The sequence below is a fragment of the Zhihengliuella alba genome (genome assembly GCF_039538765.1).
Lineage (GTDB): Bacteria > Actinomycetota > Actinomycetes > Actinomycetales > Micrococcaceae > Zhihengliuella > Zhihengliuella alba.
Map to the genome: position 1 here is coordinate 729,106 of NZ_BAABCJ010000001.1, position 11,779 is coordinate 740,884.

Below are 11,779 nucleotides of genomic sequence, written 5' to 3' on the forward strand. Positions count from 1 at the left end.
GAGCGAGCCTGCGTGGGGCCGGCCGCGCCAGCATCCCTCCCACCTGATCAACGCGGCGGGCCAGCGGACGGTGCCCCTGCGGACGAGACGGTGAACGGTGCTCCACGTGCGGGTGGGCCTCGAACCGCTCCGGCTGCCCCAGACGCGCCGACGGCCGGCGACCTCCCGCTCGACTGCTCGTCGCGCGGGGGTCGCCGGCCGTCGGCAATGCCCTTCTGGGAATGTGACCTTGGCTAGGCCCCGGTCCGGGAGGGCTCGTCGTCTGACGCGTCTTCCCGGCGAGCCGGGCCGTCCGTGGACGCCTCGGCGTCCGCGTCCCCAGTGCGCGCACTGTCAGCCGCAGACGAATCCGCCGATTCGTCCTCCGGAGTCTCGAGCGTGTGCAGCTCGAAGGCCTCGCCGTCGTACTTGTCGACGGCCGTGACCACGGACTCTACGAGCACCTGGCGGGCCAGCTGACCCTGGAGCACGTAGGGATCCTTGGACAAGTCCTTCCAGAGGGACACGCACAGCATGATCATCACGACCAGGAACGGCAGGGCCGAGACGATCGTGATGTTCTTCAGCCCGGTGAGAGCAGCCGCGGGATCGTCGCCCCCGGCCAAGAGCATGACGGCCGCGACGGCGCCGACGGCCAGACCCCAGAAGACAACGATCTTCTTGGAGGGCTCGATGACGCCGTTCTCCGACAGCGTGCCCATGACGATGGAGGCCGAGTCGGCGCTCGTGATGAAGAAGATGCCGATGAGCACGACGGCGATGATCGTCATCACCATGATGAGCCAGCCCGGGGCCGCGAGGTGGCCCAGGAAGTCGAACAGCGCGGTATCGAAGTTCAGATCGGGAGCGCCGTCGACGAGCCTGGTGATCGGGTCGATGGCACCCTCGGAGCCCTCGGCGCGACGCTGGAGACCGATGGCGCCGCCACCCATGATGGAGAACCAGACGAGGGAGATCGCCGAGGGGACGACGAGGACACCGGTCACGAACTGGCGAATGGTGCGGCCCCGCGAGATGCGGGCGATGAACAGACCGACGAACGGCGTCCAGCTGACCCACCAGGCCCAGTAGAAGATGGTCCACGAGGACAGCCAGGATTCGAGGGCCTCGCCGCCGGAGGCGGACGTGCGGGAGGCCATGTCCGGCAGGTCCCCGATGAAGGAGCCGACCGCGTTCGGCAGCACGTTGAGGATGAACAGGGTCGGCCCGCCGATGAAGACGAGGACGGCGAGGACGATCGCCAGCACCATGTTGATGTTGGAGAGCAACTGGATGCCCTTGGCCACACCGGATGCCGCGGAGGCCACGAAGCCTGCCGTGAGGACGGCGATGATGGCCACCAGGATGGTGGTGGTCACGGACTCCAGGAGTCCGACTGCCTGGATGCCGCCGCCGATCTGCAGCGCGCCCAGTCCGAGCGAGCAGGCGGAGCCGAAGAGCGTCGCGAGGATCGCCAGGATGTTGATGATCTTGCCGCCGATGCCGTCGGCGGCCTTCTGGCCGAAGAGCGGGATGAACATCGAGGAGAAGAGCTGGCGGCGCCCCAGCCGGAACGTGCCGTAGGCGATGCCCAGGCCGACGATGGCGTACATCGCCCACGGGTACAGAGTCCAGTGGAACAGCGTGGTGCCCATGGCCGTGTGCAGTGCCTCCGCCGTCTGCGGGTCGACCGTGCGGGGCGGAGGAGCCATGTAGTACCAGAGCGGCTCGGCCACGCCGTAGAAGACGAGTCCGATGCCCATGCCCGAGGCGAACATCATGGCGATCCACGAGGACGTGCGGAACTCGGGTGACTCCTCGTCACGGCCGAGCCTGATGCCGCCGAACTTGCTGGCGGCGACGACGATCACGAAGATCATGAAGAAGGAGGCCGCGACGATGAACAGCCAGCCGAAGTTCTGGATCGTCCCGTTCAGGAGCGTCTCCGCGACGGAGCCGAGGCCCGAGGGGGTCACGAACCCCCAGACCACAAAGCCCACCGCGAGGACCGCGGCGATGTAGAACACGGTCTTGTCCAGCCCGGTCTCGCGGTGGGGCCGGTGCTTGCGTTTGGTTGCCTTGTGCAGCGTCTGGAGTAGGTCTTTGGTTGTTTCAGGTGTGCTCATAAGTTAGGGCGGGCAGCCGGCACGAACCGAGGTCGTGCGCTGTCCCGCTGGTCCTTCCACTAGGGGTCGAGCTTTGGTCAGAACATGTCCACCTTACCGAAGCCTGTGAGCGGGGTGTCCAACCCGCCCCGACGCCGCCCCCGGAGCCCCGCGGCCTAGTCGATGCCGTAGAACCGGTGCTCGAAGACGTGACGTGCCCGGCGCGTTGCCCGGCGGTACTCGGATTCCAACTGCGCCCCCTGCCCCGCCTCGTAGCCGCACCAGCGGGCGACCATCTCCAGGTCCTGCCAGCCGCGGGGCACCACGTCAGAGGCACGTCCCGTGGTGATGAGGGTTGCGCTGCGGATGCGGGTCGCGAGCGTCCACGCGTCGTCCAGCAGGACGACCTCCTCCGAGGGGATCAACTCGGCCCCGGCGATCGCCTCCAATGCCGGGCGTGTCGACGGCGTGCGCAGTTCGGGATGGCTCGCCGCATGCTGGAGCTGCAGCACCTGGACGAGCCACTCGACATCGCTGAGGCCTCCGCGGCCGAGCTTGACGTGCAGGGCCGGGTCCGCTCCCCGGGGCAGCCGCTCGGACTCGACGCGGGCCTTGATGCGCCGGATCTCGCGCAGCTCGGTCTCCTCCAGCCCGCGGTCGTAGCGGATGGGATCGATCATCTCGAGGAACTGCTGGCCCAGCGTTGCATCGCCGGCCATCGGACGGGCCCGGAGGAGGGCCTGCCGCTCCCAGACGGAGGCCCAGCGGCCGTAGTACTCACGGTAGGACTCCAGGGTCCGGACGAGGGCACCCTGCTTGCCCTCCGGCCGCAGCGCGGCGTCCACCGTCAGTTTGAGCTCGGCCGGCACCGGAGGCTTGAGGTTGGCCGTGAGGAGCTGGCCGACGCGGGTGACGATCCGTGTGGCCTGCTCCTGGGCGCGGGCGTTGTCCGCGCCGTCGAGGGGCTGGTGGACGTACATGACGTCCGCGTCGGAGCCGTAGCCGATCTCGCTCCCGCCCTGGCGGCCCATGGCGACGACGAGCACGCGGGTGGCTGCCTCCTCGCCGCCGACGACCTCGTTCTCGGCGAGCTCGACAGCCGCCTGGATGCAGGCCGCGTCGGCGTTGGACAGCGCCTCGCCCACCCCGTCGATGTCGAGCAGCCCGGCGCCGTCCGCGAGTGCGGTGCGCAGCATCTCCCGGCGCCGGTTGAGCCGGACGAGGCGCATGCCCGCCTCGGCCGTGGCCTGGCGACGGAGTTTGGCCGCGTTCTCGCGCAGGAGCTGTCCATGGGTGAGCGGCTCCAGTTCGTCGTCGTTGCCGAGCCAGGCGACGGACTCCGGCGAGACCTCCAGCCAGTCGGTGAGGAGACGCGAGGAGGACAGGATGCGGCAGAGGCGCTCGGCTGCGGCGTTCGAGTCGCGCAGGAGGCCCAGATACCAGGGGCTCTGGCCGAGCCGCTCGCTGAGCCGCCGGAAGCCCAGGAGGCCGGCATCCGGGCTGACGCCCTCGGCGAACCAGCCGAGCAGGACGGGGAGGAGCTGCCGTTGCAGGGACGCGCGCCGACTGACGCCTGCCGTGAGCGCCTCGATGTGGCGCATCGCCCCGGGCGGGTCGAGGTAGCCGAGTGCGGCGAGACGGGCCGCGGCCGCCTCGGGGCTGAGCCGCACCTCATCCGTGCTCAGGTTGGCCGCGGTGGCGAGCAGCGGACGATAGAAGATCCGTTCGTGCAGAGACCGTACCTGCCGTTTGGTCTGCTGCCAGCGCTCGGTGAGGGCACTGGCCGGCTGCCGTTTCGGCGCCCCCGCCGGTTGGGCCGCGCAGGCCAGCGCGCGGAGGGCCGGCTCCCTGGTCGGCATCAAATGCGTCCGGCGGAGGCTGACCAGCTGGATGCGGTGCTCGAGGACGCGCAGGTACCGGTACGCGTTGTCGAAGTCCGCGGCGTCGCCCCGCCCGATGTAGCCCGCCTCGGCCAGTCGGTCGATGGCGGTCGTGGTGTCACGGACACGGAGGGTCTCGTCGATCCTGCCGTGCACCAGCTGCAGGAGCTGGACGGTGAACTCGACGTCGCGGAGCCCTCCGGGGCCGAGCTTGATCTGACGGGCGACCTCTGCGGCCGGGATGTTGTCGCTGACCCGCCGGCGCATCGACTGGACCGACTCGACGAATCCGTCGCGTTCCGGCGAGGACCAGATCAGCGGGGCCACGCCGGCCTCGTAGGCCGCCCCGAGCTCGGTGTCCCCCGCGATGCACCGGGCCTTCAGCAGCGCCTGGAACTCCCAGCTCTGCGCCCAGCGCTCGTAGTACGCGAGGTGGGACTCGAGCGTTCGGGACAGGACGCCGTCGCGGCCCTCCGGCCGAAGATTCGGGTCGACCTCCCACAGGCCCGGCTCCTGGGCCGGCGCGTTGGCCAGCTGCGCCAGGTGCCCGGCGAGGTAGCCGGCGATGGCGCCGGCTCGCTCCTCGTCGAGGTCGTCGCCGGCATGGACGTACACCACGTCCACGTCGGAGATGTAGTTCAGCTCGCGGGCGCCGCACTTGCCCATGCCGATCACGGCGAGGGAGACAGCCGCGATCTCCGTCGGGTCGAAGCGGTCGGCTGCATCGGCACGGGCGACGGCGAGCGCCGCGTCGAGTGCCGCCCCGGCGGCGTCGGCGAGCTCGGCCCCGACCCCGGGCATCGCCCGGAGGGGGTCCTCGGCCGTCAGGTCTCGCAGGGCGATCCGCAGGACTTCGGCGCGGTACGCCACGCGCAGGGCGATCATGCCCTCCTGCCCGGCCAGCCGCGCGACCGGGGCGCCGTCCTGACCGGCCGCACCGACCGAGGCGAGCAGCCTCCGGCGCAGAGCAGCCGGTTCCTGCTGGGCGAGATCTGTGCCGCCCAGGCGCAGCAGGTCGAGCTGGCCCGGGTTGCGCAGGAGGAATTCGGCGAGTGCCTCCGAGGAGCCGAGCAGACGGAAGAGGCGGACGCGGACCGTCGGGGCCTCCACCATCGCGGCCACCTCCGGCGCGCGCTCGGCGATACGCACCAGGGAGAGCAGCGCCAGATCCGGATCGGGCGCCTGGGCGAAACCGTCGAGCAGAGCGGCCGGGTCGCAGGCCGAGAGCTCCGGCGCCGCGAGGAAGCGCCGGGCCCGTTCGACGTCGTCGAACCCCGTGCCGAGGAACTGGCGAGTGGAGAACACGGCTAGAGGATGCCGAGGTACCGGTTGATCTCGAACGGCGAGACGTTCTGCCGGTAGTCCGCCCACTCGTCGCGCTTGTTGCGCAGGAACGACTCGAAGACCTGCTCGCCGAGGATGTCGGCGACGAGCTCGGACTCCTCCATCACCCGGATCGCGTCGTGCAGGCTGCCGGGCAGCGGGCTGTGCCCCAGCGCGCGGCGCTCGGCCGTGGAGAGGCTCCAGACGTCCTCCTCCGCCGCCGGTGCGAGCTCGTAGCCCTCCTGGATGCCCTTGAGGCCCGCGCCCAGCAGCACGGCGTAGGCGAGGTAGGGGTTGGCGGCGGAGTCGATCCCGCGGTATTCGATCCGCGCGGACTGGCCCTTGTTCGGCTTGTACAGCGGGACCCGCACCAGGGCGGAGCGGTTGTTGTGCCCCCAGGACAGGTGGCTCGGCGCCTCTCCCCCGCCCCAGAGGCGCTTGTACGAATTCACGAACTGGTTCGTCACGGCGGTGAACTCCGGTGCGTGCTTGAGCACGCCGGCGATGAACTGCCGTGCGGTCTGGGAGAGCTGGTACTCGTGCCCGGCCTCGAAGAAGGCATTGGTGTCGCCCTCGAAGAGCGAGAAATGCGTGTGCATCCCGGAGCCGGGGTGCTCGGAGAACGGCTTGGGCATGAACGTCGCGTAGATCCCCTGCTGGATCGCCACCTCCTTCACGACGGTCCGGAAGGTCATGATGTTGTCGGCCGTCTGCAGCGCGTCCGCGTAGCGCAGATCGATCTCGTTCTGGCCCGGGCCGTTCTCGTGGTGGCTGAACTCCACGGAGATGCCCACGGCCTCGAGCATGGTCACGGCGTTGCGCCGGAAATCCTGCGCGACGCCGCCGGTCACGTGGTCGAAGTATCCGCCCTGGTCGACGGGGACGGGGTCGCCGGCCGCATTGAGGTCGTCCGATTCGAGCAGGTAGAACTCGATCTCCGGGTGGGTGTAGCACGTGAAGCCCATGTCGGCGGCGGCGGCCAGCTGCCGCTTGAGCACGTGGCGCGGGTCGGCCGGCGACGGCGAGCCGTCTGGCGTGAGGATGTCGCAGAACATTCGCGACGTCGGCTCCGTCTGACCGCGCCAGGGCAGGATCTGGAAGGTGGAGGGGTCCGGCTGCAGCAGCATGTCCGCCTCATAGATCCGGGACAGCCCCTCGATGGAGGAGCCGTCGAAGCCGAGGCCCTCCTCGAAGGCCCCCTCGACCTCGGCCGGGGCGAGTGCGACGGACTTGAGCGATCCGACGACGTCGGTGAACCACAGTCTGACGAACCTGACGTCCCGTTCCTCGATAGTCCTCAGCACGAACTCCTGCTGACGATCCACGTGCGTCTCCTTCCGTCCGGCCGACCGGCGCCGCGGGGCGCCGCCGATGTCACTCTACTCGCGGACCAGTATGACCGGCTCACATGTCAGGCGGGTTTCAAACTACCCTTGCCCCTATGACACACGAGGAGAACGCGCCCGCTTCAGGCACCCCCTCCGAGCGTCCCGCGAAGGTCCGGATCCACCACCTCGCGCGCGCCAAGGAGGAAGGCCGGAAGTTCACGATGCTCACCGCCTACGACGCCCTGATGGCCGAGGTCTTCGATGCGGCCGGGATCGACACCCTGCTGGTTGGGGACTCGGCGGCGAACAACATGATGGGGCACGCGACGACGCTGCCGATCACGGTGGACGAGATGCTGGTCTTCTCGCGCTCGGTGGCGGCAGGCGCCCAACGGGCGCTCGTCGTGTGCGACCTCCCGTTCGGCTCCTACGAGGAGTCCGTGGAGCAGGCGGTTCGCACCGGGGTCCGCTTCATGAAGGAGGGCGGGGCGCACGCGGTGAAGATCGAGGGCGGCGCCTACTACGCGGACCACGTCCGCGCCCTGGTGAACGCCGGCGTGCCCGTGATCGCCCACATCGGCTTCACCCCGCAGAGCGAGCACGCGCTCGGCGGCTATCGGGTGCAGGGGCGTGGCGATGCGGCGACGGCCCTGATCGACGACGCCCGCGCCCTCGAGGCCGCCGGCGCGTTCTGCGTCCTGATGGAGATGGTCCCCGCCGAGGTGGCGGCGGAGGTCGACGCCGCACTGGACGTCCCCACCATCGGCATCGGGGCCGGAAGTGCGACGACGGGCCAGGTCCTCGTCTGGCAGGACATGCTCGGCCTGCGCCGTGGGCGCCTGCCGCGCTTCGTGAAGCAGTACGCGGACCTGCGGTCCGTGGTGCACGACGCCGCCACGGCCTACCGCGAGGACGTCGTCTCGGGCGCGTTCCCCGCGCAGGGGCAATCGTTCTGAGTCGCCGCACCCCGCGGCGCCCGGCGGCCGGATGCGGCGCCACCCGTCCATGATGTAAGGTGCATCACGGACGGGTGCCGACCCGGGCTACTCGTCCTCTGCGTCCCACGCCTCGTTGCGGCGGCGCACTTTCTCGAGGGCCTGCTCGGCCTCCGCCCGCGTTGGGTACGGACCGAGCAGCTTGGTCCAGTCCGACTGGGGCCCGTCCTCGACCTGATGTGTTTCGACGTTGAACCAGAAATCTCCGGTGGGCTCGCTCATCGGTTTCTCCTCCCATGTGGATCCGCGGTGCAATGGGGCTCGCGTCACCCGTTGTCAGCCACCATACTCGCACGCCTTCTGGGCGCGCGGATAGGATCGAAAGCATGGCCGCACCCACCGCACCTGCCGGGCGCCTCGAGCCCGGCCGCCCCACGCCCTCCCGGACCGTCCCCGCGTCGATCCCGCGCCCCGAGTACGTCGGCAAGCCGGCACCGGCCCCCTACGAGGGGTCGGACGTCCACGATGCCGAGACCGTCGCGCGCATCCGGCGGGCGGGACGCGTCGCGGCCCAGGCACTCGTCGAGGTCGGTCGCGCGGCGCAGCCGGGCGTCACGACGGACGAGCTGGACCGGGTCGGCCACGAGTACCTCCTCGACCACGGCGCCTATCCCTCGACGCTGGGCTACCGCGGTTTCTCCAAGAGCGTCTGCACCTCGATCAACGAGGTCATCTGCCACGGCATCCCGGACACCACGCGGCTGGAGGACGGCGACATCGTCAATGTGGACATCACCGGCTACCTCGACGGCGTCCACGGCGACACCAACGCCACGTTCCTCGTCGGCGATGTCGGCGAGGAGTCCCGGCTGCTGGTCGAGCGCACCGAGGAGTCCCTGCGCCGCGCGATCCGCGCCGTCGCGCCCGGCCGTGAGCTCAACGTCATCGGGCGCACCATCTCGGCGTACGCCAAGCGTTTCGGCTACGGCGTCGTCCGCGACTTCACCGGCCACGGCGTGGGCAAGGCCTTTCACACGGGTCTCGTGATCCCCCACTACGATGCCGCCCCTGGCTACAGCCAACTGATGGAACCGGGCATGGTCTTCACCATCGAGCCCATGCTCACGCTCGGGACGCACGAGTGGGAGATGTGGGACGACGGCTGGACCGCGGTGACCCGGGACCGCCGGCGTACCGCCCAGTTCGAGCACACCCTCGTGGTCACCGAGTCCGGTGCCGATGTCTTGACGCTCCCCTAGCCCCGCCCTGTTCAGTCCACTCCGCCCGAGAAAACAAGAGGAACCCACATGGCCAAGGACAACAAGACCGCCAGCCCGGCCACCGCGATCGGCATCGACATCGGTGGCACCGGGATGAAGGGCGGCATCGTCGACCTCCAGCAGGGCAAGCTCATCGGGGAGCGCTTCCGCATCCCCACGCCGAAGCCCTCCACTCCGGAGGCCGTGGCGGACGTCGTCGGCGAGATCGTCGAGGAGCTCATGAAGCGGGACGCTGCCCCGGATCCGAGCACGCCGGTCGGCGCCGCCTTCCCGGCGATCATCGACGACGGCGTGGCCCGCTCGGCGGCGAACGTGGACAAGACCTGGATCGATGCGGACGTGGACGGCATCTTCACGGCCCGTCTGGGCCGAGAAGTCCACATCATCAACGACGCCGACGCGGCCGGGCTGGCCGAGGCCCGCTACGGCGCCGGTCGCGGCGTCAAGGGCTCCGTCCTGGCCATCACGCTGGGCACCGGCATCGGCTCCGCGATGCTCTACAACGGCACGCTGATCCCGAACTTCGAGCTCGGCCACCTCGAGGTGGACGGGCACGACGCCGAGAGCCGCGCCTCGGCGTCGGCTCGCGAGCGCGAGGATCTGCCCTGGCCGGAGTACTCCGAGCGGCTCCAGCGCTACTTCTCCCACGTCGAGTTCCTCTTCTCGCCGAAGCTGTTCATCATCGGCGGCGGCATCTCGAAGCGCGCGGAGGACTTCCTGCCGAATCTCGACCTGCGGACCCCCACGGTGGTCGCGGAGCTGAAGAACAACGCGGGCATCGTCGGGGCCGCCCTGCAGGCAGCCCTGCACTTCGACCTGGTCGACTAGACTCCGGACCCCGGCCCAGACGACGGCGCCCCGGCCTCCCGTGTCACGGGAGGCCGGGGCGCTGCGGTATCGGAACGAGGAGAGGGCCTGCCGGCGTCGTCAGTCGGCCGTGAGAGGACGCTGCCGGCCCTGCGGGCCGTCCTCGGCTCCGGCGCGGAGCGCCGCGATGGACTGCTCGAAGTCCTCCAGGGACTCGAAGTCCTGGTAGACGCTCGCGAACCGGAGGTAGGCGACCTGGTCGAGTTTCTGCAGCGGCCCGAGGATCGCGAGTCCCACCTGGTGGGCATCGATCTCGGCGGCGCCGGAGGAACGGACCTGCTCCTCGACCTCCTGGGCCAGGACGGCGAGATCGTCGTCGGTCACCGGACGGCCCTGGCACGCCTTGCGCACCCCGTTGATGACCTTCGCGCGGCTGAACGGCTCGGCGACGCCGGAGCGCTTGATCACGGACAGGCTGGTGGTCTCGAGCGTGGTGAAGCGGCGCCCGCACTCGGCGCACTGGCGCCGCCGGCGGATCGCGGAGCCGTCCTCGGTCAGACGGGAGTCGACGACGCGGGAGTCGGAATGGCGGCAGTAGGGACAGTGCACCGGCGGACCTTTCTTCCAACTCGTACGGCGGACAGCTGGATCCAGTGTAGTCGCAACGGGATCGGCAGCCGTCCGTCGGCGGAGTCCGCCCGCCGCAGGTGTCGCCTCGCCGGGGTCTGGGCTGTGCCCGGGCAGTGCCCGGGGGTCAGCGGGCCTCGGCGCGTCGGCGGATGGCGACGGCGTCCCCGTGAGCGGGCAGGTCCTCCGCCCGGGCCAGGACCTCGACGTGCTCGGCCACCTGCCCCAGGCCGGCCCGCCCGTACTCGATGACCTGGATGGCCTTGAGGAAGGTGGCCACGTTGAGCCCGGAGGCGTACGCGGCCGTGCCGCTGGTCGGCAGGACGTGGTTCGATCCCGCGGCGTAGTCGCCCAGGCTCACCGGGCTGTAGGGGCCCACGAACACGGCGCCGGCGGAGGTGATGCGCGCGGCCACGCTGCGCGCCTCCTCCGTGAGGATCTCGAGGTGCTCCGCCGCATACACGTCCGCGACCCGGATCCCCTCGGCGAGGTCGTCGACGAGGATGACGGCGGACTGCTCGCCGGTCAGCGCCGTGCGGACCCTGTCACTGTGCTTCGTCCGGAGCGTCTGCCACCGGAGCGCCTCCTGGACGCGGTCCGCGAGCGCCGCGGACGCCGTGATGAGGACAGCGGCGGCGTTGGGGTCGTGCTCGGCCTGGCTGATCATGTCGGCGGCGACGAAGTCGGGGTCGGCGGAGTCGTCGGCGAGGATCGCGATCTCGGTCGGTCCGGCCTCGGCGTCGATGCCGACGAGGCCCTTGACGAGGCGCTTCGCCGTCGCGACGTACACGTTGCCCGGGCCGGTGACGACGTCGACCGGCTCGATCTCGGCAGCCTCGCCGGTGGGATCGATGCCGTGGGCGAACGCCGCGATCGCCTGCGCACCGCCGATGGCGTGCACTTCCTGGATGCCGAGGAGGTAGGCGGCCGCGAGGATGGTCGGATGCGGAAGACCGCCGAACTCGCGCTGCGGCGGGGAGGCGAGGGCGAGCGAGCCGACGCCGGCCGCCTGGGCGGGGACGGCGTTCATCACCACGGAGCTCGGGTAGACGGCCAGCCCGCCCGGCACGTAGAGGCCGACGCGGCGGACCGGCTCCCAGCGCTGGGTGACGCTGGCGCCGTCGCCGTAGTCGACGACCGTGTCCTCCGGACGCTGGGCGCGGGCGAAGATCCGCGCGCGCCGGATGGATTCCTCGAGCGCTGCCCGGATCTCCGGATCGAGCTGCTCGGCGGCCCGGCGCAGCTCAACGGCCGGCACCAGCGTGGTCTGCTGGACGACGCCGTCGAACTGCTGGGCGAGGTCGGCGAGGGCGGTGAAGCCCTCGGCGCGGACGCGACGGATGATGCCCTCGACCGCCTCCGTGGCGCCGGCGATGTCCTGCTCCGGCCGGGGCATGACGGCCTTCAGCTCGGCATGCGTGAGCGGATGCCCGGTGGCGGCGCGACGCAGATCGAGGCGGCGGACGAGCGGGGCGTCGGCGGCACTGCTGGGGCTGGCATTCAGGTTCATCTCAC

The 11,779-nt window shown here is 70.5% G+C and carries 9 protein-coding genes; 3 read left to right on the forward strand and 6 right to left on the reverse strand.

Translation table 11 applies throughout. The annotated features are described in order from the left end of the window. Window positions 1–233: 233 nt before the first annotated feature. The 3 genes from ABD784_RS03275 to glnA form a co-directional block, all read right to left on the reverse strand. Window positions 234–2,105 carry a BCCT family transporter gene (locus ABD784_RS03275; RefSeq protein ID WP_344879859.1) on the reverse strand — a complete coding sequence of 624 codons (1,872 nt, stop codon included), beginning with the start codon at window positions 2,103–2,105 and terminating at the stop codon, window positions 234–236. Window positions 2,106–2,260: 155 nt separating this feature from the next. After that, window positions 2,261–5,269, reverse strand: a complete 3,009-nt coding sequence (locus ABD784_RS03280; protein WP_344879862.1) for a bifunctional [glutamine synthetase] adenylyltransferase/[glutamine synthetase]-adenylyl-L-tyrosine phosphorylase — start codon at window positions 5,267–5,269, stop codon at window positions 2,261–2,263. Window positions 5,270–5,271: 2 nt separating this feature from the next. Further along, window positions 5,272–6,612 carry a type I glutamate--ammonia ligase gene (gene glnA / locus ABD784_RS03285; RefSeq protein WP_344879865.1) on the reverse strand — a complete coding sequence of 447 codons (1,341 nt, stop codon included), beginning with the start codon at window positions 6,610–6,612 and terminating at the stop codon, window positions 5,272–5,274. A 116-nt stretch (window positions 6,613–6,728) separates the two neighbouring features. On the opposite strand from glnA, the gene panB reads away from it, so the two are divergent. Beyond that, window positions 6,729–7,571, forward strand: a complete 843-nt coding sequence (panB, locus tag ABD784_RS03290) for a 3-methyl-2-oxobutanoate hydroxymethyltransferase (RefSeq protein WP_344879868.1) — start codon at window positions 6,729–6,731, stop codon at window positions 7,569–7,571. A gap of 87 nt (window positions 7,572–7,658) precedes the next feature. Here panB and ABD784_RS03295 read toward each other — a convergent pair whose 3' ends face one another. Further along, window positions 7,659–7,832 (reverse strand): SPOR domain-containing protein, encoded by a 174-nt coding sequence (locus ABD784_RS03295; protein ID WP_344879871.1) that lies wholly within the window; start codon window positions 7,830–7,832, stop codon window positions 7,659–7,661. Between the two features lie 104 nt (window positions 7,833–7,936). Between ABD784_RS03295 and map the strand changes: the two genes are divergently transcribed. Both map and ppgK read left to right on the forward strand, forming a co-directional pair. After that, window positions 7,937–8,809, forward strand: a complete 873-nt coding sequence (gene map, locus ABD784_RS03300; RefSeq protein WP_425582911.1) for a type I methionyl aminopeptidase — start codon at window positions 7,937–7,939, stop codon at window positions 8,807–8,809. A gap of 48 nt (window positions 8,810–8,857) precedes the next feature. Continuing rightward, window positions 8,858–9,658 (forward strand): polyphosphate--glucose phosphotransferase, encoded by an 801-nt coding sequence (ppgK, locus tag ABD784_RS03305; RefSeq protein ID WP_344879874.1) that lies wholly within the window; start codon window positions 8,858–8,860, stop codon window positions 9,656–9,658. Window positions 9,659–9,757: 99 nt separating this feature from the next. Here ppgK and nrdR read toward each other — a convergent pair whose 3' ends face one another. Further along, window positions 9,758–10,246: a transcriptional regulator NrdR gene (gene nrdR / locus ABD784_RS03310; protein ID WP_344879877.1), complete on the reverse strand. Its 489-nt coding sequence runs from the start codon at window positions 10,244–10,246 to the stop codon at window positions 9,758–9,760. A 145-nt stretch (window positions 10,247–10,391) separates the two neighbouring features. Continuing rightward, entirely contained in the window at window positions 10,392–11,774 is a 1,383-nt protein-coding gene (gene hisD, locus ABD784_RS03315; RefSeq protein WP_344881281.1) for a histidinol dehydrogenase, read from the reverse strand. Window positions 11,775–11,779: the final 5 nt, after the last annotated feature.